General features: G+C 50.3%; 27 protein-coding genes. 14 read left to right on the plus strand and 13 right to left on the minus strand.

Going from position 1 to position 23,230, the window contains the following annotated elements:
• Window positions 1–3: 3 nt before the first annotated feature.
• The 7 genes from B9G79_RS05125 to B9G79_RS05155 form a co-directional block, all read right to left on the minus strand.
• Window positions 4–1,434, minus strand: coding sequence for a cytochrome c biogenesis protein ResB (locus tag B9G79_RS05125; RefSeq protein WP_232469198.1), 1,431 nt, complete (start codon window positions 1,432–1,434; stop codon window positions 4–6).
• Window positions 1,379–2,758 carry an ammonia-forming cytochrome c nitrite reductase subunit c552 gene (locus tag B9G79_RS05130; RefSeq protein ID WP_088564579.1) on the minus strand — a complete coding sequence of 460 codons (1,380 nt, stop codon included), beginning with the start codon at window positions 2,756–2,758 and terminating at the stop codon, window positions 1,379–1,381. The genes B9G79_RS05125 and B9G79_RS05130 overlap by 56 nt, the downstream gene beginning before the upstream one ends.
• Before the next feature lie 8 nt (window positions 2,759–2,766).
• On the minus strand, window positions 2,767–3,222 hold the full coding sequence (nrfH, locus tag B9G79_RS05135; RefSeq protein ID WP_088564580.1) for a cytochrome c nitrite reductase small subunit: 456 nt from the start codon (window positions 3,220–3,222) through the stop codon (window positions 2,767–2,769).
• A gap of 144 nt (window positions 3,223–3,366) precedes the next feature.
• Entirely contained in the window at window positions 3,367–3,675 is a 309-nt protein-coding gene (locus tag B9G79_RS05140) for a hypothetical protein (RefSeq protein ID WP_088564581.1), read from the minus strand.
• A gap of 164 nt (window positions 3,676–3,839) precedes the next feature.
• Window positions 3,840–4,772, minus strand: a complete 933-nt coding sequence (locus B9G79_RS05145) for a DUF346 domain-containing protein (protein WP_088564582.1) — start codon at window positions 4,770–4,772, stop codon at window positions 3,840–3,842.
• A gap of 92 nt (window positions 4,773–4,864) precedes the next feature.
• Entirely contained in the window at window positions 4,865–5,557 is a 693-nt protein-coding gene (locus B9G79_RS05150; protein ID WP_088564583.1) for an RluA family pseudouridine synthase, read from the minus strand.
• A 79-nt stretch (window positions 5,558–5,636) separates the two neighbouring features.
• Complete coding sequence (locus B9G79_RS05155; protein WP_088564584.1) at window positions 5,637–6,209, minus strand: hypothetical protein; 573 nt, start codon at window positions 6,207–6,209, stop codon at window positions 5,637–5,639.
• 225 nt (window positions 6,210–6,434) lie between these two features.
• On the opposite strand from B9G79_RS05155, the gene B9G79_RS05160 reads away from it, so the two are divergent.
• Window positions 6,435–6,650: a hypothetical protein gene (locus B9G79_RS05160; protein ID WP_232469200.1), complete on the plus strand. Its 216-nt coding sequence runs from the start codon at window positions 6,435–6,437 to the stop codon at window positions 6,648–6,650.
• A 14-nt stretch (window positions 6,651–6,664) separates the two neighbouring features.
• Here B9G79_RS05160 and B9G79_RS05165 read toward each other — a convergent pair whose 3' ends face one another.
• Entirely contained in the window at window positions 6,665–7,603 is a 939-nt protein-coding gene (locus tag B9G79_RS05165) for a glycerophosphodiester phosphodiesterase family protein (RefSeq protein ID WP_088564586.1), read from the minus strand.
• A 146-nt stretch (window positions 7,604–7,749) separates the two neighbouring features.
• On the opposite strand from B9G79_RS05165, the gene B9G79_RS05170 reads away from it, so the two are divergent.
• Window positions 7,750–8,661: a mechanosensitive ion channel family protein gene (locus B9G79_RS05170; RefSeq protein WP_088566785.1), complete on the plus strand. Its 912-nt coding sequence runs from the start codon at window positions 7,750–7,752 to the stop codon at window positions 8,659–8,661.
• Here B9G79_RS05170 and B9G79_RS05175 read toward each other — a convergent pair.
• Window positions 8,658–9,524 (minus strand): MBL fold metallo-hydrolase, encoded by an 867-nt coding sequence (locus tag B9G79_RS05175; protein WP_157678722.1) that lies wholly within the window; start codon window positions 9,522–9,524, stop codon window positions 8,658–8,660. The genes B9G79_RS05170 and B9G79_RS05175 overlap by 4 nt on opposite strands.
• Before the next feature lie 62 nt (window positions 9,525–9,586).
• On the opposite strand from B9G79_RS05175, the gene B9G79_RS05180 reads away from it, so the two are divergent.
• From B9G79_RS05180 to B9G79_RS05200, 5 genes are all read left to right on the plus strand, one after another.
• Entirely contained in the window at window positions 9,587–9,937 is a 351-nt protein-coding gene (locus tag B9G79_RS05180) for a MerR family transcriptional regulator (RefSeq protein ID WP_088564588.1), read from the plus strand.
• Between the two features lie 269 nt (window positions 9,938–10,206).
• On the plus strand, window positions 10,207–10,461 hold the full coding sequence (locus B9G79_RS05185) for a helix-turn-helix domain-containing protein (protein WP_157678724.1): 255 nt from the start codon (window positions 10,207–10,209) through the stop codon (window positions 10,459–10,461).
• Between the two features lie 39 nt (window positions 10,462–10,500).
• Complete coding sequence (locus B9G79_RS05190; protein WP_088564590.1) at window positions 10,501–11,175, plus strand: response regulator transcription factor; 675 nt, start codon at window positions 10,501–10,503, stop codon at window positions 11,173–11,175.
• 156 nt (window positions 11,176–11,331) lie between these two features.
• Window positions 11,332–11,595 carry a helix-turn-helix domain-containing protein gene (locus B9G79_RS18560; protein WP_088564591.1) on the plus strand — a complete coding sequence of 88 codons (264 nt, stop codon included), beginning with the start codon at window positions 11,332–11,334 and terminating at the stop codon, window positions 11,593–11,595.
• A gap of 99 nt (window positions 11,596–11,694) precedes the next feature.
• The gene (locus B9G79_RS05200; protein WP_088564592.1) at window positions 11,695–12,183 is read left to right on the plus strand and encodes a hypothetical protein; all 489 of its coding nucleotides are present in this window, start codon (window positions 11,695–11,697) and stop codon (window positions 12,181–12,183) included.
• A 5-nt stretch (window positions 12,184–12,188) separates the two neighbouring features.
• Here the strand turns inward: B9G79_RS05200 and B9G79_RS05205 are convergent, their stop codons facing one another.
• Window positions 12,189–13,187 carry a zinc-binding dehydrogenase gene (locus B9G79_RS05205; protein WP_088564593.1) on the minus strand — a complete coding sequence of 333 codons (999 nt, stop codon included), beginning with the start codon at window positions 13,185–13,187 and terminating at the stop codon, window positions 12,189–12,191.
• A gap of 230 nt (window positions 13,188–13,417) precedes the next feature.
• Between B9G79_RS05205 and B9G79_RS05210 the strand changes: the two genes are divergently transcribed.
• From B9G79_RS05210 to B9G79_RS05225, 4 genes are all read left to right on the plus strand, one after another.
• A complete protein-coding gene (locus B9G79_RS05210; RefSeq protein ID WP_088564594.1) occupies window positions 13,418–13,687 on the plus strand; it encodes a helix-turn-helix domain-containing protein in 270 nt (89 codons plus the stop codon).
• A 171-nt stretch (window positions 13,688–13,858) separates the two neighbouring features.
• Window positions 13,859–16,156 (plus strand): nitric-oxide reductase large subunit, encoded by a 2,298-nt coding sequence (locus tag B9G79_RS05215; RefSeq protein WP_088564595.1) that lies wholly within the window; start codon window positions 13,859–13,861, stop codon window positions 16,154–16,156.
• A 92-nt stretch (window positions 16,157–16,248) separates the two neighbouring features.
• The gene (locus B9G79_RS05220) at window positions 16,249–16,668 is read left to right on the plus strand and encodes a DoxX family protein (protein WP_088564596.1); all 420 of its coding nucleotides are present in this window, start codon (window positions 16,249–16,251) and stop codon (window positions 16,666–16,668) included.
• Window positions 16,669–16,741: 73 nt separating this feature from the next.
• Window positions 16,742–17,728 carry a hypothetical protein gene (locus B9G79_RS05225; protein ID WP_232469202.1) on the plus strand — a complete coding sequence of 329 codons (987 nt, stop codon included), beginning with the start codon at window positions 16,742–16,744 and terminating at the stop codon, window positions 17,726–17,728.
• Here B9G79_RS05225 and B9G79_RS05230 read toward each other — a convergent pair.
• Window positions 17,725–18,330: an HAD family hydrolase gene (locus B9G79_RS05230; RefSeq protein ID WP_088564597.1), complete on the minus strand. Its 606-nt coding sequence runs from the start codon at window positions 18,328–18,330 to the stop codon at window positions 17,725–17,727. The two genes, B9G79_RS05225 and B9G79_RS05230, sit on opposite strands and share 4 nt — an antisense overlap.
• A 75-nt stretch (window positions 18,331–18,405) precedes the next feature.
• Here B9G79_RS05230 and B9G79_RS05235 point away from each other — a divergent pair, with 75 nt between their 5' ends.
• The gene (locus tag B9G79_RS05235) at window positions 18,406–19,314 is read left to right on the plus strand and encodes a hypothetical protein (protein WP_088564598.1); all 909 of its coding nucleotides are present in this window, start codon (window positions 18,406–18,408) and stop codon (window positions 19,312–19,314) included.
• Here B9G79_RS05235 and B9G79_RS05240 read toward each other — a convergent pair.
• Window positions 19,302–21,068 carry a tetratricopeptide repeat protein gene (locus B9G79_RS05240; RefSeq protein ID WP_088564599.1) on the minus strand — a complete coding sequence of 589 codons (1,767 nt, stop codon included), beginning with the start codon at window positions 21,066–21,068 and terminating at the stop codon, window positions 19,302–19,304. The genes B9G79_RS05235 and B9G79_RS05240 overlap by 13 nt on opposite strands.
• A gap of 248 nt (window positions 21,069–21,316) precedes the next feature.
• On the opposite strand from B9G79_RS05240, the gene B9G79_RS05245 reads away from it, so the two are divergent.
• Together B9G79_RS05245 and B9G79_RS05250 are read left to right on the plus strand one after the other, a co-directional pair.
• The gene (locus B9G79_RS05245) at window positions 21,317–21,949 is read left to right on the plus strand and encodes a hypothetical protein (RefSeq protein WP_088564600.1); all 633 of its coding nucleotides are present in this window, start codon (window positions 21,317–21,319) and stop codon (window positions 21,947–21,949) included.
• Window positions 21,950–21,960: 11 nt separating this feature from the next.
• Complete coding sequence (locus B9G79_RS05250; protein WP_088564601.1) at window positions 21,961–22,875, plus strand: hypothetical protein; 915 nt, start codon at window positions 21,961–21,963, stop codon at window positions 22,873–22,875.
• 27 nt (window positions 22,876–22,902) lie between these two features.
• On the opposite strand, the gene B9G79_RS05255 is transcribed toward B9G79_RS05250, so the two are convergent.
• Complete coding sequence (locus B9G79_RS05255) at window positions 22,903–23,169, minus strand: hypothetical protein (protein WP_088564602.1); 267 nt, start codon at window positions 23,167–23,169, stop codon at window positions 22,903–22,905.
• Between the last annotated feature and the right edge of the window lie 61 nt (window positions 23,170–23,230).

The raw sequence follows: 23,230 nt of genomic DNA on the forward strand, positions 1-23,230 counted from the left end.
TTCTTAGGTGGAACGTGGACGAACATGCGGACGATAGCGGAAGTAGAACAGCAGTATGATTCCCACACACATCACCAGCGACCCCAGATATTTCCAGATACGGCCTGGATCACGATTCACGGACAAAATGGAAGCCGTGACCCCGCCATTTGGGGACTCTTCAAAGCTGGCCTGATAGATATAATAGCCCTGATGCTTCAACGGTTCATTCATTGAAATCGTGGCGCGCTGATCGTCGAACTGCACTTCACTTTCATAGGCCATGGCACGCATGGTGCCGGGATAATCAGTTTTTTTGAAATTTCTTAAAGAGATATCGAATCCCAATGGAATTTTTTTGTGATGATAGGCGACCAGATAAACCCATTCGTCGGTGAAGACTTTAATATAATCATTCAGCACCAGATAGCTTTCTTGTCCGTTGTAACGAACTTTCAGTGATGCGCGAGTGGCCGGAGTCGGCCGGTCCAAAGAGCGGACTTCGTATTTTTGTATAGCTTTGGTCAGGAATTGCAGGGTGCGAAGCTCAAGGCCCATCCAGGCGGTTTGAATGCGGTCACCTTCCGTCAGAGTGCCTTTTTTATAAGGATTCTGATTGTCCTTGCTGTAAAGGGCATAGTTCAGTTGCTGTTTTTCATTCTGATAAAGACGGATTTCGTTAATCTCGGGACGGCGTTCCCACAGGCCTCCCATGGTCACCAGAACCGGGCCGACTTGTTTTTCAGCGCGCTCAAAAGCGTTGCGCTGAATCAGCCAGTCAATTTCGCTGACGTTCGCGTTGGCCAACTGAAAACGCACAGCCGACCCACTCTGTGCCGCCGGCGAGGCTTCAATGCGGGTTTGGGCAAGGCCATAAGGAATAGATTCCAGCAGCTCAAAATGCAGTCCCTTGGCTTTGATCAGGAAGGGTTCTTTGGCAGAGACGGGTTTTTTTAGAAAGTTGACCTCTTCGGAATAAACTTTGTCATAACCGTCTCCGGTGCGGGAACGATAGACGGTCAATTGGGTGTCCTGCAGTTGCACTTCGTTGACGGCTTCTGCGGTGCGGGTCAGGCGGATGATGCCGTCCACACCGTAAAGCTGGGTTAGCAGGGCTCCAAAGACGATCATGATGATACCGACATGGGCAAAGATGAACGCTGCATGCCGTGGTTTCCACGGCCAACGATCGGCGATCACTGCGACCAGGCTTGTGACCAACAGGCCCAATGCACAATACATCCAAACGGAGTTGTAAACGAGCTGCTTGGCAGTCCAGGCATCAAAGCGGGCTTCGACAAAAGTACCCACAGAAATCAGTACAGCTAAAACGGCGATGATAACCACCGCCAGCTTTAAGGAAGCAAAAAAACGAATCACCGGTCGAAACACGCGGAAACTACTTTCCGGCCACTTTTTTGGCGCGAAGACTTGCCACCAGTTTTTGTCCTTCACGGACTTTTTCGATGGAAAGGCCCAGAATACGCGCAGCCTCCTGCGGAGCATGGAAGCCGGAAGAGTTTTCGGCCTCAACAAAGTCGAACAGGAACTGAGCTTCTTTTTGCAGGGCGCGGGCTTTTAGCAAATTTTCTGACGGATTCTTTTCGTCTTTGAACTCTTTAAGGTCATTGATGTAATCCACCAGCGCATCAAAGGCCACATCACGCAAAGAGATATGACGATCCTGGATGGTTTCCACGCGGGCTTTTAATTCCGCTTCCGGTACATTGTGGCAGGTCTGGCAGGCTTTGTTGATATTCAGAAGCGGGCTGCGCACCTGGTGATCGGTGACTTTCATGGCGCCCACACGCTGATAAGGCATATGGCAGTCCACACAAGCCACGCCAGCGCGGGCATGGGTGCCCTGATTGAACATTTCAAATTCCGGGTGCTGCGCTTTTAACACTTCAGCTCCAGTCAGGGCATGCACCCAGTCTTTGAAGCCGTTTTCTTTGTAGTATTCCATGATCTGATCGGCCTTCAGGCCTTTACCCCATGGATAGGTCAGGCGTTTTTCTTCACCCTTAAAGAAGTACTCAACGTGACACTGACCGCAGACAAAACTGCGCATTTCCTGGCGAGATGCCATTTTGTTAACATCATACTCTTTGATGCCTTGCTGGGCCTTCACCAGCTTGATGCCTTCCATAAAGGCCGGGCGGGTGATTCGCAGTGACATGGTGGAAGGGTCATGACAATCGATGCAGGACACGGGATGTTGAACTGAGTGCACGATGTCTTTGTAAGGGATTTTACCCATCTCTTCAAAACCCTTGGTGATGTCGCCGTCACCCAGTTTTTTATACAACAAATAAGTGGAGGCGTGGCAGTTCAGGCACGTGCCCGGCTGTTTCACTACATTCTGGCGTTCTGTGAAGATCTGATCCACCAGCATGTAAGCGTGACCACGCTCTTCGCGGAAGTCCTTGGAAAACGCATAGCCGGCCCACATGGTTTTTAGGCGAGGGTCTTCATCAAGTTTCTGGGCAGAAACCACATCGCGCGGGTCCTTGTCCGTCGGGATATGAGGGAAGGCCTCAGAACCACCGTACTTGGTGCGGGTCATGTCGGTTGTTTTCAGATAAGAATCATACTGGTGCGGGAAGTTCTTGCCCCAGATTGCCGGATCATCGATGTCGTCGGTGATTTCCACCACGCGATAGAAGGGGTTTTTCTCTTCGGATTTTCGTTCAAAGATATTCACCAGCAACGCCGTGACCAGAACTGTGACGATGGCGGCGCCGCCAACGGCCAGAAACATCCATTTATTTTTGTTCATACAGACTCCTATCGAACGTGTCCCACACCACGGTGGCAGTGCAGACAATTGGCTTCCTCGTTGTGATTTTTATCAGTGCGATCCATGGCCTGCACCATCGGCTGATGGCAGTTCAGGCAGGAATTTTTAACGACCTTCAGGCTGTGTTCTTTGATCAGGATGGGTTCGTGAAAGTTCTGAAGGGTGAAGGCCACGGAATGATTCCAGCCATTTAGAGCTTTCACGGCGTACTTGCCGACGATGTTGTGGGGCAGATGGCAGTCGTTGCATTTAGCGACGTGGTGATGGGCGGACTTTTGCCAGGAATCCAGGTTTTCGCGCATGACGTGGCAGTTCACACAGGCCTTGGGATCGTCCGACAGGTACGAATATCCCTTCGCATAGATGAACGAGTAGCAGCCCAAGCCGATGACAACACCGAAAAGAACCAAGATAAGCAGGTTGAGTTTGCTGAAGTTGGACATAAACGGATTATCAATTACTTTGCAGTATTTAGGTAGCTTTAATCCGACACTGGGCCTGCCAATCCAACCCGGGTTGAAGGCAAAAAAAAGCCGACCCCTTGGGTGGAGTCGGCCGATTTTTAACAAATTTATGACGGCGGTTATTTACTTCGCGCTGATTTCGACAAGAGCGCAAGTTGGAGCCTGAACCACAACTTCATATTGAGCTGTCCAGGATTCGCCTTCATCGTTGGCGCCGGTGATTTCCACGGCAACTGCCACCTGGCTCTGATCAAGTTTTGTGTAGCCAGTGATGGAGGAATCATATTCGTGGCCTTGGATGCCGGTGGCGTCACGCAGATAGTCTGCAACCGCTGCACCTTGCGCAAATTGCGCGCATGGAAGTTTGTCAAGTTTAGCGGCCATAGCGGAAGTGGACACCAGGGTCATCAGAGCAAGAATCAAAGATTTCATGGAAAACTCCTTTGGTTTTTTATGGATCCTCTGTAGCACAACCAAAAGAGATTCTCTATGGGGGGAAGGAGGCAGATAAAAAATATTCACTGCACTTTTAAAATGCGTGCTCCGTCAGATTCCGACGAAGCACGGGTTGTCAGGTTTTTGTCGGGATTTGGTTATTAAGGCGTAAACACCTTAAACCAAATCGCCTGATCGGTGCCTTTCACATAGATGACCAAATATCCCGGCGCCAGGGCGGCGGCTCCGGGACCGGAGGTTAAAACTCCTCCCAAGGATTCCCATGAGTTCCACTTTCCATCCCACCACAGGTGCCATAAAGCATTGTCTGTGCCACGCACGAAGATATCCAGACGATCCGGGCCCCAGGCAGCCACATCAGGATCCGAAGTCAGAATGCCACCCAGAGACTCCCATCCTGACCAGCCACCAGCAAACCACTTGTGCCAGAGAGCATTGTCAGTGCCGCGAACAAAGACGTCGATTCTTCCCGCAGACCAGGAGGCTGCCGCGGGATCCGAAGTCAGAACGCCGCCCAAGGATTCCCATTCGGACCATGCACCACTGGCGAACCACTTGTGCCAGAGAGCATTGTCAGTCCCTCGTACAAACACATCCACCCGGCCAAACTCCCAAGAAGTCACGGCGGGCCCGGACGTCAGCACGCCACCAATGCTGATCCATTCACTCCATTGGGAGCCCCACCAGTAACGGGCCCAAAGGGCGTTGTCAGTGCCTCGGGCAAAGACATAGATCTGTTCACCTTGGCAGGCTGCTGCCGGAGATGATGTCAGTACGCCCCCTAAAGAAAACCATTCTGACCAACTGGCGCCATTCCAATAGCGCGACCACAGTGCATTGTCGGTGCCTTTTACAAACACGATGTTGCGAAAACCCGACATGGAGCAACTGGCCGGATCGGAAGTGCCAATTCCACCGATAGTGATCCAATCGGACCACCCGGCGGGATTGATTTTTTCCGTCAGGCCGAATGAAGGATCATTTGTTGTGAGAGGCGAGTTGGGCACGTACCCGTGGGCCGAGAATGAAGACAACAACAACGTCGCAAAAAGTGAAATTATTTTGAAACGCATAACCACCTCCTTGTAAGAATGTGTGGAGCTGATGGCTTCAAAATAGCACCGGGAATTTACGCTGCCAAACCAGTCAGGATCAGACTGGCCTTTTAATATTCGTAATCAATGAGTGTGCGGAAATAATTCGGGACAGGAGCCTTGATGGTGATGCGCTTTTTATTGTGCGGATGCGTGAACTCAAGACTGGCGGAATGCAGGCGCAGTTCTTTGAAATTGGTAGAGGCTTTTCCGTACTTGGGATCACCGACGATCGGGTGCCCTTCACCGGCAAGATGCACACGGATCTGGTTTTTCTTGCCGGTCAGCAGGTTGATCTTCAAAAGACTGAATTTCTCAGTTTCTTTCAAAACTTCATATTCGGTAATGGCAAGCTTTCCTTTGTCGGAATCCTTGCTGGAATGAACAACATAGTTTTCATCCTCTTCCAAATAGCTGCTGATGGTGCCGCTTTTTTTCGGCATTTTACCGTGAACAATGGCGTAGTAAGTCTTGATCGTGGACTTCCAGTCGTCCTTTAGAAATTGCTGAACCTGTTGGGTTTTTGCAAAGATCAAAACCCCCGTGGTGGCCTGATCCAGACGATGCACAACATAAACACATTTGTTGGAGCGGGGATTGCCTTTACGGACATACAGATTCAGCAGATTGTGAATCGTGTTTTCACGGTCCCACTTGGCTGCCACAGTCAGAACCCCCGGAGCCTTGTTACCCACGATGACATCCAGGTCTTCATGAAGAATTTCAAAGCCGCGGGGTTGATGTTTTTTAGGGATCTTTTTCATGGGGAACCTGCTGTCTGTTGAGAGCTTGTTTTTAGCTTAAACGGACAGCAGGTGCCTAGTGGAAATTAAGCAAAATGAATTAATTGTCCTGGCCGACCGGTTCACCCGTGATTTTGCAGTATCTTTGGTTGCGAACGGGGATTTCCAGTTCGATCGGGGTGTTACCCAAGGATTTCACAGTGGCTTTAAGCAGCATGGTTCCGTTCGGGTTGACGGACAACGAGGCCGTCACCTCAGCCTTTAGCTGACTGTGGATGGTCGTGCGGTCGAAGATTCCATCTGCGGAAGAGGTGCTTTCGCCCTTGGCAATGATGGTTGCGTCCACCGGGCCGCAAGTGAACGAGGTGGTCAGCAGTTCCCCGTGTGGAAGGGTGCAGGCCGCTTTCGGGCTGATGGCCAAGGTCACGGCAGTCACGGTTTTGTCGGCGTCCTGGGCGCGCCCCGTCACTTGAGAAAGGCTGTAGTTTCCGCGATGACCCCAGTAGCCCAGGTCCGCCTGCATTGTAATGTAGGTGCCGTCAAAGCCGATCGCGCCGTCACGGTTGATGAAGAAACTGCGCTGTGTGAAAGAGGGACTGTCAGTGCACTCCAGATTTAATGCCATGGCTGGGTGACCAAGAAGAAGAGCTGCTACCAAGAAAATCGATTTCATAGGATACCTCCGTTTTGTTAGGCGGAAGGTATAACTAGGGTATTGATATGTAAATAAAGATACTGGTTATATATTTAATAGGTATTTACCTATATAAAAGAACGGCCCGGCGTCTGTGGGGGATCGGAAGGGTTGAATAGGGCCCCTGGATCCGTGTTTGTTGTCAGAGATTGTAGCGGACGGGGGGCTTATATTGTTTAATGTAAGCTATCCAGCGAGGTGGTTATGGATTCAAACAAGACTTCCGACGTGTCTCCTATCGCGGGCAACTTCAGTAAAGAACGCAATCCTTCCGTTCAAAACGGAGTTCAGTACAATCAAGGGGACATCGAAGATCATCAAAGCAAAGAAGATATGCAAAAGAACTGGGACAAAAAGGACGGGGACAAGTCCGAGGTCATTGATAGCGAAGGTCACCGCAATCGTATTAATCACTACTGACTTTTAAACACAAACTATTCACACAGTTCATCGCGGATTTTCATGAACAAGTCCGCGCGGTCGGTGATGACTCCATCGGCCCCAGCGGCTATCACCCACTTTAATTCCTCCACCGAGTTCGGGGTCCACGCGATCACGCGAATGCCTTTCTGATGCAGGCCGAAGACCACCTCGGGCGTCAGTTGGGGCCAGCCGGTGGTGACCAGGCGACTGCCCAGCTTCGAGGCCGCTTCCAGCGCTCCGCGCGCATCCCAGATCAAGGGCACCACGTCGATTTCCGGAGCTTTGGCTTTCAGGTTCTTCAGAGTTTCGTGATTAAAGGACTGAACAAAGAATCGATCCTGGCTCCAGCCGCTTTGGCGGATTTCTTTGATAATCAGATCCAGATACTGATCTTCGGCGGGGAAGTACTGCTCCTGGTCTTTGAAATATTTAATTTCGATGTTCAGACGGGCAGGTTTGCCTGCGACTTTATAGTCTTTGAAAGCAGAAAATACTTCGCGAAAAAGCGGGATGGGTTCGGTGCGGGGCTCTGAATAATGTCGCTCTCCGCAGCGGATCTGCGATGTTTCGGCGTAACTCATATGGCGAAGCGCGGCCTTTTCCAGGGACTTGCCATGCAGCGAGCAGCGCTCGGCCTTGATATTGGGAATCGGATCGTGGGCGGCGACGATCTGATCATCACCGGTGATCATCAAATCCAGCTCTGCCGTGTCAGCTCCGGCGTCAAAGGCGGCTTTGAACGAAGCCAGAGTGTTGTTGGCATATCCGTCAATGCCACGATGACCGTGGACTTCCATATTTTTGGCAATCAGGCACATCACCGCATTTTTTCCCAAAGTGTCGCCACTGAAGGGGCGGCGCTGAATAGGGGCCGTTGTTTGCGCCAGCGCTGTCAGGCTGAACGCCACGGTCACCAGGAATGCCATGCCGGATGGAAAAATACGTTTCATAGAATAAAGATATCGGATGAAACTGGACCTGAATTAACTGGTGCGATTGCAAAGTCTCATTTTGTGACACTGATTTGTGACAAGTAAGAAGGGTCGTGACGTCAGGAAAGGTGCCCACATCGCCGATCTTTCATAAAATGACAGGCATGGAAGACACTGAATTGTATCAGCAGTTAAAACAGATCTGGCAGATGCTGAACGAGCCGATCTTTCGTATCAAGGATGCCGAGGTTTCTGCGGCCAGTGTTTTGGTTTCCATTTTGTTGATGGTTGTGGCCGTTTACGGATCGAAGCTGGTCAGTAAGATTGTGGTCAAGCAGCTTTCGCGCCGCCGGGTGGACAGCGGGGTGCGTGACTCCATCGCGAAGTTTGTGCGCTATGTGCTGGTGGTGATGGGGGGCATATTTGCCCTTGATAACATGGGGATCTCGATCAGCTCGTTGGCGGCAGTCGGGGCCGTCCTGATGGTCGGGATCGGCTTTGGTTTGCAAAACGTCACGCAAAATTTTATAGCCGGGATAATTTTACTGATAGAGCGTCCGATCAAGGTCGGCGACATCATTCGGGTGGGCGACACTTCTGGAAAAGTCATCGACATCCGGGTGCGTTCCTCGATCATCCAGACCCGGGATGATATCACCATCATCGTTCCCAATTCCAAATTCATCGCGGAAGAAGTCACCAATGAAAGTTTGGCCTCGGGCAAAATTCGCCAGCACATCACGGTGGGTGTGGCCTATGGTTCTGACGTGGCATTGGTGAAAAAGATTCTGATTGCAGCCGCTTTGGAGCATCCCGAGGTCGTAAAGGAGCCCAAACCCAATGCTTTGCTTAAAGACTTCGGGGAATCGTCGCTGGATTTCGATCTGCGCTTTTGGTGTCAGAATATCTGGCGCATCGAAAGCATCACCAGCGATATTCGTTCCATAATCGTGGAGCGTTTTAAGGAAAATAAAATACTCATTCCTTATCCACAGCGGGATCTGCATATAGTAGAGTCCTCACCTCAGGACTCTACCTCCCGGGCCCCGACACAAAATCCGGAGCTGGATCACTAGTTACGGTTCATCATTTCTTCGAAGGCCCCGACGGCTTTGGCGTCATGGCTTGGAACTATCAGAAGATCCGGATACTTTTTTTGCAAAGCCTGCAGTTCCAGGATCCGGGTCATGACTTCATCGGGTTTGTTGTCAGCGAATTTTGAGCTAATCCAGAACTTGGGCAGCCCTTTGGTGATCCCATCGGAATTCCATACGGTGTCACCGACCAGAAAGGCTCTTTTGCCGCTGGCAAGATTGATGAAAAGACCCACAGACCCCGGAGAATGCCCCGGCATTCCGACCAGAATCAGACTGCCATCACCAAAGATGTCGCGGCTTTTTGCATAGCCTTCATAGCTTTTGTTTTCCAGTGTGTAGGTCTGCCATACAATCTGCTCGTTGAACAAAGAGGGGAAGATTGCCGGAGACGCATTTTTTGTTTTTAAAAAGTCCAGTTCCTCTTGAAGAACCTCGACGGGGACGGATGGAAAATCGATCAAGCCACTGGAATGATCAAAGTGGGCATGGGACAGAATAATACGGTCTGCCTTAAGTCCAAGGGCTTTCAGTTGATCTGCGGCGGATTCTTTTTGTATAAACTTTGTCGCTGATCGAGCCCACCAAACCATATCCTTCACCTGAGTTTTAATGGAATGTCCCAAACCGGTATCAAACAGGAATGTCCCTTTCGGATGCTGGATAAAGAATGCGGGGTGGACCATGGAAAACTTTTTAAACCACGAGCCTCCTTTGATAGTTTCAGCCTCGGGCGGGGAAATGGTTCCGGTATACAGAACCTTCACATTCAGTTTCTCATCACGAGACCAGCTCGGGAACGAGATTGCGGTTATGGCCATTAAAATCATCAAATATTTTCTCATAGGAACTCCCATGGACTTCATCCTAAACTATGGAGTAAACTCCATGGTCAAGAGGGCTTTTTATGCTGATTGGACAATTATCCAAAGAAACCGGTATCTCCCGGGATACCTTGCGTTTTTATGAAAAAGAGGGGCTGATCCGCAGCTCATTAAGAGAAAATGGATACAGGGACTATTCGTCTGCGGTGGTGGAGGAGCTGAAGCTGATCCAGCTTGCCAAAACCCTGGGTTTCAGCCTGAAAGAAATCAAGAGTTTGAAAGTGGCCTTGCTGAAGGGAGAGCTGTCCCGAGAAAAAGTGCGTTTACAGCTTGAAAAGAAGCTTCTTTGGATCGAGCAGCAAAGTCAGGGTCTGAAAATGATGAAAAAGCTGATTCTGGAAAAATTGAATAATTGCGACTCGCCCATTTGTTAACAGGTGCTCCGCGCGGGCGCGACTGTTTTATTTTCCTTCGTAGCGGAACAAAGAACTTGCCTAACATCTGTGCGTTGGCCAATAAAACCGGTTTGTAAATATCACCGGAAGTTGTTTGGTATTCTACTGGAATCGCATGTTATTTGTGAAGACTCCGATACGCTCAAGATTCCAGATTGTTTGCATTCCTAAATATAGTATCCTCGCTACACAAAACTATCAGACACCCGTTGATTGGGTATTCCCCTTTGGAGGATGGGACAATGAACATGGCGAAGTTTCTCAAGGAGAAAAGAATAGATGCAGCTTTGACTCAACTGGAAGTGGGGCAGCGCCTCGGCTTTCACAAATCGCAGTTCATTTCCAGCCTGGAAAGAGGCACCAGCAGGCCGCCGGTGATGGTTTTAAAAAGAATGTGTGAAATCTACCGTGTTTCTGAAGAAGAGATGCGGCGGGCTTACTTGGAAAATGCCGTGGAAGAAGCAGAAGTCAAGGCCGTCAAAGCCTGGAACTCTGAATCTTAATATAAATAACAAAGCAACTTTATCAAAGTTAGGGACAGAATGTCTTATCGATTTCTATTGCTTGAAGATGATCCTGAGATTGCCGCTATCGTTCTGCAGGGGCTGTTTGCGGAAGGTTATGAAGGGGAGTGGGTGCCCAACGGAGAGCGCGCGCTGGACCGTTGTCAGAGTCAGAAATATGATCTTATGATTTCTGATATTTTGATGCAGGGGATGAGCGGACTGGAAGTGGTTCGTCGTGCAAAGACCCTTCAGCCGGATCTTCCTGTTATCTTTCTAAGCGCCCTCAGTGCTGATGAGGAACGCATTTTGGGGCTGTCTTGTGGGGATGACTATTTGTGCAAGCCTTTTTCTGTGGCCGAGTTGCAGATTCGCATCCGCAAGATTCTTCAGCCCAGGGACAGTTCCGCGGTTTTGACATACGGAAATCTGAAGCTGGACCGATTGAAGCGGAAAGTGGTGTGCGGCACCGAGCTGGTTGATATGCAAGAGCGTGAATTTAAGCTCTTGGATTTGTTCATCTCCAATCCTCATCGCATTATCAGTCGGGAGCATATTCTGCGGGAAATTTGCGGGTACAATCATTTTCCAAGCACAAATGTTCTGGATGTCCTGATTTGCCGGCTGCGGGAAAAGATCTCTGCGGGGACCGGGCGGGTTTCGATCCGCACCGTACGCGGAGTCGGCTATAAAATTCACCTTGAAGCGGTGTAAATACCAAGGGGCTCTGGATCGAGCCCCTGACTAAATAGCCTACGACGTGATTGTTACGATTGCGCCATCGTTGAGATTCTAGGTTCTTTTCTCGCCCAAATGGAGTAGAGTCCATGGGCTCCATAATAATAATACTTTAACTCCTTAGGAGAGTGTATGCCTCTCGCCAGATTCCTCAAGAATAAGCGGACGTGTGCAGCTTTGACTCAGCTTGAAGTTGGACAGCGTTTGGGTTTTCACAAGTCACAGTTTGTTTCAAGTATGGAGAGGGGAACCAGCCGTCCTCCTATTCGGGTCCTTAAGAAAATGTGCGAGATCTATCAAATTCCTGAAACGGAGATGAGAAAGGCATATGTCCACAATGCCGTCGTTAAAGCCGAAGCACGCGCCTGCGACGACTGGGATAACGAGGATCATTAATCTCGCTTCAGCCAGGGTCATGAATTCCGCCCGTGCTGGGTTTGTTCATGACTCGAATTTACACTTTTGCTAAATTGGATGTCAGGAGCTGGCCACGCCATGAAACATCCACTGAATGATCTTTACTGGATCGAAGATCTGCTGCCCCCGGGTTATGAGTGTCTGCCCAAGCACGGCGGCTTAGCTTATTATCTGGATATGAAGCTTGTGCTGATTCTGGTCGAGCGCAAAGGCCTTTATGAACACAAGGGCGTCAGTTATCCTTTTGAGCTGTGGAATGGATGCATCATCCCGGTTGAAAAGAAAAAGCAAAATGCTTTCTTTCTGAAATACCTGTTTTTGGAAAATCACCCGGCGAACAAGGACTGGTTGTATATTCCAGCCCAGTCCGAGGATTTTGAAGAAGAGGTCAAACAACTGATGCGGGAAATCAGCAAAGGCAATCCGTTGTTGGGCCTTCCCGTGAAATCCAGCTTGTCTGAAAAAGCCGAAACAGCTTCCGCGAAGAAAACTCCGCGGAAAGCCAAGACCGACAAGAAGAAGGAAAATGCCTTCTTCCTTTCCATCGCCAAGAAAACCGGAAAATAAGCTTTCTATGGCAGCAGGGCCATGCGGGACTTGATTCGTCCGGCTTCCAGCTCATGCAGCCAGTGATTGACTTCTTTCATGGGAGCGGTCTGAACCTGAGGTTTGATCTTTCCCTGCTCAATCAGCTCGTAAAGTTCCTGCATTTCAACGTGAGTCCCCCAGAAAGACGCCTGCACCTTGGTTTCAAAGGTGATGGCTGTCGCTGTCGTCAAGGGCACTTGTGCCGAACCCAAACCGATCAGCAGAATGGTGCCGCCGGGTTTTACAAAGTTCTGAGCATCTTTAAACGTGGACTCCAGTCCCACAAAATCAACGACCACATCAAAGGACAGGGGTTGCAGCGAAGAGATCTGTTTGGAGTTTAAAACATTCTGCACGCCAAAAGATTTGGCCATCTCCAGATTCGCATCTTTTAAATCCACCGCTGTTACTTCCGCACCCAAAGCCAGAGCAATCTGAACGCCGTTCATCCCCAGACCGCCCAAACCGATCGCCAGCACTTTGGATCCCAAGCCCACGCCACCTTTGGTTTTGATGGCATGATAAGGAGTCAGTACCGCGTCGGTGGCAACAGCCGCGATTTCGGGGCTGATGCCTTTGGGCACCTTCACGATGTTGCGTGCGGGAACTTTCAGATATTCCGCATAGGCGCCATCTTGTCCCAGGCCGATGAAAGTTCTGCTGGGATCGTTGCACAGATTGTCGTGACCGGTGCGGCAATAGTTGCAATGACCGCAAGGGTTCGGGCCGTGGACGGCGTAAAGGTCCCCTGCAGAGTAGTTCTCAGTGACTTCCGAACCTTTTTCCACGACTTCACCGCAGGCTTCATGGCCCATGGTGAAAGTTTCTTTGTAAGGAACTTCACCATGCAGGACGTGCAGGTCGGAATGGCAAATGCCTGCCGCACGGATTTTTAAAATAACATCCAAAGGGCCCGGAGTTGGTTTGGGAATATCAACAAGGGAAAGCTCTTTTTTTCCAGGAACGTATCTTGCGGCGAACATAGTTGCTCCTCTGATAAAGATTCTTGTCTTCTCATGGTCTCATTGCTCGAGTGCGCAGGTGAATTAATAATATTTGTGGGGCGTTGGAATGACAAAAATCAGATTGCTGGAATTTTATTAAAAGTGGGAAATCGCCCAGATTCCGCGTTTCTTCATCGCCTGTTTGGGTTATAAATTCGAGTTCTATAGCATTTTATTTCGCAAATATTTCGACTCATTAAGGAAGGTATATGAGCATCGGAAAGTTTCTTAGAGACAAAAGGGCCAATGCAGCTTTGACTCAACTTGAAGTGGGCCGGCGTTTGGGCTTTCATAAATCGCAGTTTATTTCCAGTATGGAAAGGGGAACGAGTCGGCCTCCGATTCAGGTTTTGAAACGGATGTGCGCAATCTATCGGATCTCTGAAGAAGAAATGAAGCAAGTTTATTTGAGTAGTGCCGTCCGCGCCGCCGAAGCCCGGGCTCTTGCCGAGTGGGATAAAGCCAGCTGTGAACTATAGTCTAAGACCCGGGTGTATATTCTTAGATATTGATGTCAATCAAGACTCTTCCATCAATTTAGGTCTATTTTCATGTCGAAACCGCGTTTGCGGAACGGCAGAGTCGTACAGAAACTCTTGCGAATTCGGCCATCATGACTTTGTTTAGTAGCTGAATATGGAGAAGATAAAATGAGCAGCATGAAAAAACTTTGGATCGCGTTCGGTGTAGTGGTTGGGACCTCTTTTGCGGTCTTACTTTTCTACGGTGTTGAGATCTATCGGGAAGCACCACCGATTCCTGATAACGTCGTCACATCTGCCGGTGAGACCTTATTCACCGGCGAAGACATTTTAAATGGCCAAAACGTCTGGCAGTCCATGGGCGGGCAGGAGGTCGGATCGATTTGGGGTCATGGTGCTTATGTGGCGCCGGATTGGACGGCCGACTGGCTTCACCGCGAAGCTGTTTTTATTTTAGACAGATGGTCCAATGCCGAGTTCGGTAAATCCTACGAGAGTTTGGGCGAGGAACAAAAGTCTGCTTTGGTGGCGCGCTTGAAAAAAGAAATGCGCACCAACACCTATAGCAAAGAAAGCGGTGTGCTGACGGTCTCTGCCGTTCGCAAAGATGCGATGGATGCAAACAATGCGCACTATCGCTCTTTGTTCATGGATGATCCAGAACTAAAGAATTTGCGCGAAGCGTATGCCATTCCCGCAAATTCAATCCGCGATCAGGATCGAATGCGCCAGATGAATGCCTTTTTCTTCTGGGCTTCCTGGGCGGCGGTCACCGAGCGTCCTGGTCACAGCATCACATATACCAACAACTGGCCTCCGGACAAATTGATTGGCAATGAACCGACGGGTTCGATGCTGCTCTGGACCGGGTTCAGCGTCATTATTTTGCTCGCAGGTGTTGGAGCCTTGGCGCTTTACTATGCGGCTCAACGTGAAGAAGAGCCCAGCTCCGTAAGTTTGCCGGAAAAAGATCCTTTGCTGGGACTTAATCCCACGCCGTCGATGTCGGCAACCTTGAAGTACTTTTGGGTGGTGACCGCCCTGATTGTGGTGCAGGTGATTCTGGGTGCGGTGGCCGCCCACTATGCGGTGGAAGGTGACGGTTTTTATGGCATCCCTCTGTCCGATTTCCTGCCATATTCCGTGACACGCACCTGGCACGTGCAAATGGGTATTTTCTGGATCGCAACTTCGTGGCTGGCTACGGGATTATTTATTGGTCCGGCGATCTCAGAGTATGAACCCAAGTTCCAGAGATTCGGGGTGAATTTCCTTTTCATTGCTTTGCTGGTGATTGTCGTAGGTTCCATGGCGGGACAATGGTTCGGGGTCATGCAGAAGCTGGATCTGGTGCAGAACTTCTGGTTCGGACACCAAGGGTATGAATATGTGGATCTGGGGCGCTTTTGGCAGGCATTCCTGCTGATTGGCCTGTTCTTATGGTTGTTCCTGATGGTGCGCTCGGTTTGGCCGGCGTTCAAAAAGGCGCAAGAGTCTCGGCACTTGCTGGCGCTGTTCCTGATATCCTGTGCCGCCATTGCGTTGTTCTATGGTGCAGGCATGATGTGGGGCCGTCATACAAATCTAGCAGTGGCCGAGTACTGGAGATGGTGGGTCGTACATTTGTGGGTTGAGGGCTTCTTTGAGGTCTTTGCAACTGTCGTCATTGCTTTTCTGTTTGTGCGAATGGGATTGGTCAACGTCAAGCTGGCGTCCAGCACGGTTCTGTTCTCAACAGTGATCTTTCTGTTCGGGGGCATTCTGGGGACCTTCCACCATTTGTACTTTACCGGAACTCCCACGGCAGTGCTGGCGCTCGGAGCCTCTTTCAGTGCGCTGGAATGTGTGCCGTTGGTGCTGATGGGTTTTGAGGCATATCACAATCTGAAGCTGGGTAAATCGACGGAATGGTTAAAGGCCTACAAGTGGCCCATCTATTGCTTCGTATCAGTGGCGTTCTGGAATTTCCTGGGGGCTGGTATCTTTGGCTTCTTGATCAATCCGCCCATTGCCCTTTATTATATGCAAGGGTTGAACACGACTCCACTGCATGGGCACACCGCTTTGTTCGGGGTTTACGGCATGCTGGGAATCGGGCTGATGCTGTTTGTTCTAAAAGGTCTTGCCGCGCGAAACGAGTGGCGCGACGGTGTTATTGGCTTTGCATTCTGGAGCATCAATATTGGATTGCTACTAATGGCGCTGTTAAGTTTGTTGCCTCTGGGTCTGCTGCAGACAATGGCCAGTGTGGAGCACGGGCTTTGGTATGCTAGGTCGGCAGAATTCATGCAGACGGACCTGTTGGACATCATTCGTTGGCTGCGAGTCATCGGGGATACTGTCTTTGCATTGGGCGCCCTGGCTTTGGGGTGGTTTGTAATTGGTCTAAAAACCGGACATTCCCTGAAAAAGACGGTGGATCTTTCCCAGACAACCTATCCAAGTTCCGCTCCGAAAAAACGATAAACTCGTCAGGGCTTTTTGTGACTGCAAAGAGCCTTTTTGTTCTTTTCCTTTGTGATTCCGCTTGATAGAAATCAGGCATAAGGAATCTTACGATGAAATCCAAAATCAAACTGTTTCTGAGAATTCTGCTCGGCGCTTTTCTAGTGTATGCTGGGACCGGACATTTGACATGGCTTCGCACCGAGTTCTTGGCTCAAGTTCCGAAGTGGCAGCCTTTTGACCCCGATTTCGTGGTGGTGGCTTCAGGAGTCGTTGAAATTTTGCTGGGCCTTAGTTTCCTGTTTCTGACCCGCTATAAAGCGCAGGTCGGAGTTGTCGGGGGGCTGTTTTTCATTGCGATTTTTCCTGGGAACATAAATCAGTACGTCTACCAGATTGATGCCTTTGGTTTGAATACGGACAAGGCAAGGTTGATTCGCTTGTTCTTTCAACCGGTCTTGGTGGCTTGGTCCCTGTGGTGTACTGGTGGTTGGGACTATTTGAAGGCGCAGTGGCGTCGTCGAGGGACGTAAAACGTCGTTTTTTCAGGTTTAAATGAAAATAATAGGTCTGCAGGCTTGGCGCATTTTTCGCTAGTCAAAGGGAATGGTTCTAAGTCGTTTAAAAGCCGTTTTCATTTTGGTTATGGGTCTGGTGGTCAGCCTGTGGGGCAGGGCCGCGGATCTGACGCCGGCTTTTCATAAGACCTACGCCAATAATTCGCTGCTGACTGTGGAAGAGCAAATCCTGCTGCGCCAATTTGATTTCTATCTGGTGCCGGGCATTTTGTCTGAAGCTTTTTTGCAAGCGGACGATCGATCTTCGGTCAGTTTTGCACGCCTGACTGGCGATTACCTGGGGGCTCAGCAAGAGCTGTTGCAGAAAGTTTATAAATTTAATTCCGTCCGCCTTTCCAGCTCTTCCAAATCAGTCAAAGAAATCAAAGAAAACATCCGCAAGGCTTTAAATCAGTCCGTCGATGCCGGCAGAAAAGCGGTGTTTTTAACTCACTCCTTGGGTGGTTTGGCTTTGCTCGAAGAACTGGTGGATTCTTCCAACCTCAGGGACGTTGTGGCGGGGATCGTGTTCCTGCAAAGCCCTTTCAGGGGTTCGCCGATTGCTGATGCGTATTTTGATAATCCAATTTATCTGGATAAACTGCTGGGTACGGTGATTCCATTCTTTAACACTTCGCCAGACACCATTCGTTATCTGGGAACCTCCAGCCGTTCGCAGTTTATGAAAGAAAACTTCGAGGCAATCACCGCGATCACAAACATTCCCATGATCACTGTCGGCGGCGTTGTAAACGGGCAGAAGAGTCTGTTCACCCCCGCGGTCAATATCATGGCGATGGGCTGTCTGGAAAAAGTCTTCGGTCAGTGTGTGGTTCGTCTGTATTCGGGCCCGTATGATCTTAGCGATGGCATGGTGCCTTTTGAAAGCTCAAAACTTCCAGGCGTGGACTTTGTTCGGCTGGATGGCGCAGACCACGGTGAAACGGTCGTGAATATACCGTTTCAACGATACGACAAGGCCCGCACTACGACCACCTTGCTGCGCTTGCTGCTGCCGTCCTTGAATCCGCTTTAGCGAGTGTGAATCAGGCTGTAGTCCTCGGTGACTTTCAGGCAGTTCATGCCGGCGGTGTGAGCCGCTTCAATTCCCAAAACAGCATCCTCAAACGCCAGGCAGTCCGTCGGGGCGATATTGACTTTCGCCGCTGCCAGTAAGAAACAATCCGGCGCAGGTTTGCCTTGGGAATAGTCCTCTGCGCACACCCATGTGTCGAAGTACTTTTGAATGCCCAGTTGATTCATCGTCAGTTCGACGATCTTGCGGCGGCTGCCGGTGACAATCGCCATCGGGATCTTGCCATGATAGTGCTCGATGATTTCCATCACCGAAGCTATCGTGGTGACATCGTTTAAAGAAGCCAGATAGTGGGCCTCTTTTTCTTTTACAAACTGCTCAGGGTTGATTTCGGTCTTATGCAGCTCGTTCATCATCTCAACAATTCTCGCCGTGGGGCGGCCCGCCCAGGACAGGTGCTGCTCGCGGCTGAGTGTCAGGTCATATTTATCCAGGGCCTTGTTCCAAGCGGCCAGGTGCGCCGGCATGGTGTCGGCAACAGTGCCATCGAAGTCAAACAGCAGGGCTTTAAAAGAGTGCTCAGGAAAGAAATGATGAAGCATGGATGGATTCTCCGAATCAGAAATTAAATCTATCAGTTCGTTTTTAATAGTACTATCCTTTATTGGGGAGCATTTATGAAATACGCCAGACTATGGATCGGTTTGCAGTTGGTTTTAACGGGTTCCTTTGCTATGGCCGGTGCGCCAGAGGCACAACGGGTGGCCGTCGAGGCACCGGAGTGCAAGTCCATCCGGCCGTTTTATTGGGAAGTCGGAAATTCTCAAGGACTTCTTGCCGCAGGATCGCCGGGAAAAAAGTATGAACGCAAAGATGAAATGAAGGTCGCCTCGGCTTCGAAGTGGATTTTCGCAGCCTACTATGTCGAAGTAAAAAAAGGCCTGTTGGCAGAACAGGACAAGAATTTGCTTCTGATGCGCGGGGGGTATGATCAGTTCAATGTCATTCCATGTGCTTTGCGCCTGACCGTAGAGGCCTGCTTCCAGGCCCGCAGCAACAGCACGGTGAACCCCGCCCATGTCGGTAAGTTCTATTACGGCGGGGGCAGTGCTCAGGCTTTGGCAGTGAATGCGGGCTTGGGAAAGTTGAACCGCAAAAAACTGAGCCAAGAAATCGAAAGCACCCTGAAGAACAAATTCAGACTCAGTTATCCGAACCTGGCCTTGGCCGGTGGGGCGGAAATGAGTGCGGAAAATTATGCCCGCTTCCTGCAGGAAATACTGAAAGGCACGTATCTGATCAAGGATATGTTGGGGGCCGATGCGATTTGTACCAGTCCTGCCACCTGCAAGCAGGCCGCATTTTCTCCGGCCAAAGAGGACTGGAAGTATTCTTACCATCACTGGGTTGAAACCAACGGCAGTCAGGTCGAGGCCTACAGCAGTCCAGGGGCCTTTGGCTTTTATCCCTGGATCAGCGCTGATAAAAAGACTTACGGAATCGTGGCCCGCGAAGGGCGGGGCGAGCAGGCGTACTGGGACTCGGTCCAGTGCGGGCGCGCGATTCGCAAGGCTTATTTCAAGTAAGATATTTTAACAGACAGCTCGCGCAGTTTTCCGCGAATCTTGTTTGCACGCTTTTCATCCGTCGTCAGGCTTGCCGCCTTTTCATACATCTGTTTGGCTTTGTCGGTTTGGGATTCCATCGAATAAGCGTCCGCCAGATGTTCAGCAATGATGCTGGCCGAGGCTTGATACTCGTGCGCTTTTTCCAATACCTGAATGGATTCCGAGAAGCGTTTTTGTTTGAACAGCACCCATCCCAGAGTGTCCAGAACGTAACCGTCCTTGGGATCAAGCTCCAGCGCGCGACGGGCCAGTCTTTCGGCCTCGGGCAGATGCTGGTTCAGTTCAGCCAATGAAAAGGCCAGATAGCTCAAGCTCTGCACGTGATTGGGTTCAATCTCCAGAACCTTTTTCATCTGGGCGATCATGTTTTCTTTTTTGCCCAGACGATCCAGGATCAGTGCATGTTGGAACAACAACTCCACATTCTTGGAGTATTTGGAAAGACCTTGTTCCAACACCTGAGCAGCCCCCAGGTAATCAGCCTTCGCATCAAGCAGCGAGGCGTACATCGTATAGACTTGCGGTTTGTCGGCGTTGGTTTGCAGACCCTTTTTGGTGACGACCAGGGCTTGGTTCAGCTTGCCCTGACCTTTTAACAAATGGGCGGCATGCACAATGGCCTCGCTGAAGTGCTTGCTTGAATGCGGCACCTGCATATAGTTGCGAACGGCATTTTCCATGTCGCCGGTTTCTTCCTGAACCGCAGCCAGGTAATAGCGGGCCGAATCTGCTGTCGGGTGCTGGGTGACGATGTCTTGTAGTTTTGCTCCGGCCTGATTGAAGCGTTTTTGTTCAATCAACAGCAGGGCCATTTTCATCTGCACATCCAGCGATGATTCGGAATTACCGGTGATCAGCTCCAACTGGGAATAGGCTTTTTCCGAATCGCCGTCCTCCAGATAGATTTGTGCGATCAGGTCGGCCACTTTCGGGCTGAAGTTTTCCTGTCTTTGGTATTCCAGACACAAAGACAACGCTTTGCCGCGATTGTTCTGTTGCAGGTATAGATTCGCCAAAGCCATCAAAGCGTCTTCAAAACCCGGTTTGATGGTCAGGGCTTTCTTGAAGGCGGCTTCTGCAGCCTTTTGATGACCGGCCCCCTCCTGATCCAGATGGGTCAGGCCGATATAATAAAGCACCTCGTGCGGGGTTTCATAGTTGGGATCTTTCAGCAGGGAGTTGAAGTACTGCTCTGCTTTTTTGAATTCTTTCTTATCCGCATACAAAGAGCCGATGTAGATAGGCGCTTCGCTGTTTTTCGGTTCCAGACGAAGCACAGCCTGATACTGAGCGATGGCTTTGTCATAGGATTTTTCTGCGGAATACAGTCCACCCAAGACCAACAGTGATTCGACGTTTTTGGAATCTTTCGCCACTGCCTGTTCGGCTTTCTGAATGGCTTCTTTCACTTTGCCGATCTTCAGGTATTCAGCGGACAGGCGCATCTGCACCGCCGCAGAGTTCGGATCCAGGGCAGCGACCTTTTCAAACAGGGCCACGGCTTGTTCGGACTTTCCTTCACGGCTTAGCACATCCCCCATAATGAAGTTATAGTCCGCCTCGGCACGGGCATTGATGGCATCCGTTTTCGCAGCAGGAATCACAAGGCTTTGTTTTTCGGGGGCGGCGGGTTTCTTGGCAGGCGTGCTTGCGCAGGCTGTAAGGGTCAGCAGAAGAGCGGCACTGGCAGTCGTTTTGAAGGATGGGCGCATCAGTTCTCCTTGTCAGAGTACAGTGTAAAGAACTTTGCTGATTTATAATAAATTTGTTGAAGATCGAGCCTAAGACTGGCCCTAGATGCGGTTTCCACGGCGTTTGGGGGATACGGATACTAGTAATGTTCACTTGTCGCTGACTGGCTCTTGGTAAGGGCGGCGGGGATGGACTGGCGCTTGCAATCTAAGCTGGCAGACGAAGTTTTTTACCTCAAAGACAAGCTATTGGAACAGGGAGTGGAAATATGAAGGCACTATGGGTCGCAATTTGTTTACTGTCTGTTTCATTGACATCCTTGGCAGAGGAACAACTGGCTTCGGTTCGTGTGGTTAAAGGCCGCCTGGAGCTATTAAATCAAGACGGCCGTGCGGTGGCGATCAAGGACGGGGCCGTAAAGCTTGAAATCAGCAAACCCTCGAAGCTGTCGTCTCCTGTTCGCTGGATGAAAAACGAACGCGTGGTGCGCATTCAGGATCAGGGCCATGTTTTTGAATTTAGAATTCCAAAAAGCTCAATCAAGGGAGAAGGGCAATTCTTGGTTAGTGCCGAAGCGGCGGAACAAAGCGCCAACCTCAGCTCCGTTGTGCAGAAGTCGGATGTGACTTCCGAGCGTTTGGAAGTCGTGAAGGGCTGCAGTTATTTTGTTCTGGTGCCAACGCCAGTAACCCGTGTCGATAGTAATGGCAATATCTCAACCACCATCGAGATTCAGCAGCAGTCTTATTCAGGCCGACAAGATGTTCTTGTTCATGCGATGAACTGGACTGAACAAGTCATCATACAGGTCTATAACGAGGAAGGCACGATTGAAATCAAGTCCGAGCCCGTGGCAAGACATGATGAAGTCGTTGTTCGCGAACTGTCGGACTGCCGATAACTGAGGGATCTATGATTAAGCTTGGCAAGTTTCTGAGTATCATTGCGTTAGGTCTGATTCTGGGCGTGGAAGCCTTTGCCGCTTCTGCCGAGGCCCTGCTGGCGCGTGATTTGCGAAATGCCAAGATGACCTTTGGTCATGAGCAGCGGCTATATCATTACTTCGATATTTATCAGGAAGCGGCCCCGGCCACGCAGGCTTTGATGGCGACACCTCAAGGGCGAAAGCAGGTTTTGCAAACCCGCATTTCTTATGCGACTTCCAAGTTTTGGTCCAAGGCCTCTGGCAGCAAAGGGCTGTTTGCCGGGGAAGGCCTTTATCTGGCCATCGACCCCCATATTTCTGAAAGCTATGGCAAGATGATGATCGAATTCACGGTCAAGCCGGACTCCTATTATATCAGCCTGGCTCGCGGTCTTTATCTCAGCGCAGACACGGTGAAGGCTATTTATCAGGAAGGCCATCTGGTGGCGGACCCGGCTAACGGTATTCCAGACACGATGCGGATTTCAGAGATGACTTTGGCGATGATTCTTCAGCCCGAAAACGCACGCTTCCGGTTGCTTCTGCAAAAAGCCCTGAAAAGTGAAAACATCATGATGGCCGAATACGTGTGGCGTTCGGACCTGGATGTGGTTTGTGGGGAGGAATCCCTGCAGACAGCCTTCGTGTATATTGGGACAGATCCTCGGCTTCCGGAATTCAGCGCCGTTGAAATGGCGGATGTGAAGCAGGCTTATGCCGGGATTGCGATGACGGCAGGGGAGCAGCGAGCCTCCCAGGAAGCGCAGAAGCTTCGCACCTTGATAGATATCAATCAGCAGGCGATGTCCGCCAACGAGATGGTTGAAAATGCCTTGGCGATTTATAAGTCTGAAAATGAATTTAAGAATGCCGTCGGGCGACTTCATGGGTGCAGGCCCTAAAGCCGCCGCAATCGGGCTTCAGGCGGGCTATTTGTTTTTAAATCCCAGGATGTCCACGTAAGTGATGCCTTTGGCAACAGAAGAAGACGGCGTTGCTCTTTGTCCTTTGATCAGGATTTTTCCGGAATTGAAAAGTTCTTTGTACTGGGTGCGGGAAATCTCGCGCAGGTTCAGGTCTTCGTTTTGGTTTTTAATCGCCGTTAACAAAACACCGTCAAGACGCTTCGCAGACTTAAACAGCTCCAGAACAATGCGGAAGGATTTTGGGGGCTGTGGAGGGATGAAGTCTTGCATAACGTATTTCCTGTTTTTAGGGGATGACGGGCGAAAGTCCCATAAAAACGGGGGGATGAGC

Source organism: Bdellovibrio bacteriovorus, assembly GCF_002208115.1.
GTDB lineage: Bacteria > Bdellovibrionota > Bdellovibrionia > Bdellovibrionales > Bdellovibrionaceae > Bdellovibrio > Bdellovibrio bacteriovorus_C.

Bases quoted from the DNA above. Each gene is read 5' to 3' on its own strand.
- B9G79_RS05145 (WP_088564582.1), bottom strand. From the start codon at position 4,772: ATGCGTTTCAAAATAATTTCACTTTTTGCGACGTTGTTGTTGTCTTCA.
- B9G79_RS05255 (WP_088564602.1), bottom strand. From the start codon at position 23,169: ATGCAAGACTTCATCCCTCCACAGCCCCCAAAATCCTTCCGCATTGTT.
- B9G79_RS05240 (WP_088564599.1), bottom strand. From the start codon at position 21,068: ATGCGCCCATCCTTCAAAACGACTGCCAGTGCCGCTCTTCTGCTGACC.
- B9G79_RS05185 (WP_157678724.1), top strand. From the start codon at position 10,207: ATGGCGAAGTTTCTCAAGGAGAAAAGAATAGATGCAGCTTTGACTCAA.
- B9G79_RS05210 (WP_088564594.1), top strand. From the start codon at position 13,418: ATGAGCATCGGAAAGTTTCTTAGAGACAAAAGGGCCAATGCAGCTTTG.
- B9G79_RS05165 (WP_088564586.1), bottom strand. From the start codon at position 7,603: ATGAAACGTATTTTTCCATCCGGCATGGCATTCCTGGTGACCGTGGCG.
- B9G79_RS05215 (WP_088564595.1), top strand. From the start codon at position 13,859: ATGAGCAGCATGAAAAAACTTTGGATCGCGTTCGGTGTAGTGGTTGGG.
- B9G79_RS05190 (WP_088564590.1), top strand. From the start codon at position 10,501: ATGTCTTATCGATTTCTATTGCTTGAAGATGATCCTGAGATTGCCGCT.
- B9G79_RS05140 (WP_088564581.1), bottom strand. From the start codon at position 3,675: ATGAAATCTTTGATTCTTGCTCTGATGACCCTGGTGTCCACTTCCGCT.
- B9G79_RS05225 (WP_232469202.1), top strand. From the start codon at position 16,742: ATGGTTCTAAGTCGTTTAAAAGCCGTTTTCATTTTGGTTATGGGTCTG.
- B9G79_RS05205 (WP_088564593.1), bottom strand. From the start codon at position 13,187: ATGTTCGCCGCAAGATACGTTCCTGGAAAAAAAGAGCTTTCCCTTGTT.
- B9G79_RS05155 (WP_088564584.1), bottom strand. From the start codon at position 6,209: ATGAAATCGATTTTCTTGGTAGCAGCTCTTCTTCTTGGTCACCCAGCC.
- B9G79_RS05245 (WP_088564600.1), top strand. From the start codon at position 21,317: ATGAAGGCACTATGGGTCGCAATTTGTTTACTGTCTGTTTCATTGACA.
- nrfH (WP_088564580.1), bottom strand. From the start codon at position 3,222: ATGTCCAACTTCAGCAAACTCAACCTGCTTATCTTGGTTCTTTTCGGT.
- B9G79_RS18560 (WP_088564591.1), top strand. From the start codon at position 11,332: ATGCCTCTCGCCAGATTCCTCAAGAATAAGCGGACGTGTGCAGCTTTG.
- B9G79_RS05160 (WP_232469200.1), top strand. From the start codon at position 6,435: ATGGATTCAAACAAGACTTCCGACGTGTCTCCTATCGCGGGCAACTTC.
- B9G79_RS05170 (WP_088566785.1), top strand. From the start codon at position 7,750: ATGGAAGACACTGAATTGTATCAGCAGTTAAAACAGATCTGGCAGATG.
- B9G79_RS05235 (WP_088564598.1), top strand. From the start codon at position 18,406: ATGAAATACGCCAGACTATGGATCGGTTTGCAGTTGGTTTTAACGGGT.
- B9G79_RS05130 (WP_088564579.1), bottom strand. From the start codon at position 2,758: ATGAACAAAAATAAATGGATGTTTCTGGCCGTTGGCGGCGCCGCCATC.
- B9G79_RS05180 (WP_088564588.1), top strand. From the start codon at position 9,587: ATGCTGATTGGACAATTATCCAAAGAAACCGGTATCTCCCGGGATACC.
- B9G79_RS05220 (WP_088564596.1), top strand. From the start codon at position 16,249: ATGAAATCCAAAATCAAACTGTTTCTGAGAATTCTGCTCGGCGCTTTT.
- B9G79_RS05250 (WP_088564601.1), top strand. From the start codon at position 21,961: ATGATTAAGCTTGGCAAGTTTCTGAGTATCATTGCGTTAGGTCTGATT.
- B9G79_RS05175 (WP_157678722.1), bottom strand. From the start codon at position 9,524: ATGAGAAAATATTTGATGATTTTAATGGCCATAACCGCAATCTCGTTC.
- B9G79_RS05230 (WP_088564597.1), bottom strand. From the start codon at position 18,330: ATGCTTCATCATTTCTTTCCTGAGCACTCTTTTAAAGCCCTGCTGTTT.
- B9G79_RS05150 (WP_088564583.1), bottom strand. From the start codon at position 5,557: ATGAAAAAGATCCCTAAAAAACATCAACCCCGCGGCTTTGAAATTCTT.
- B9G79_RS05200 (WP_088564592.1), top strand. From the start codon at position 11,695: ATGAAACATCCACTGAATGATCTTTACTGGATCGAAGATCTGCTGCCC.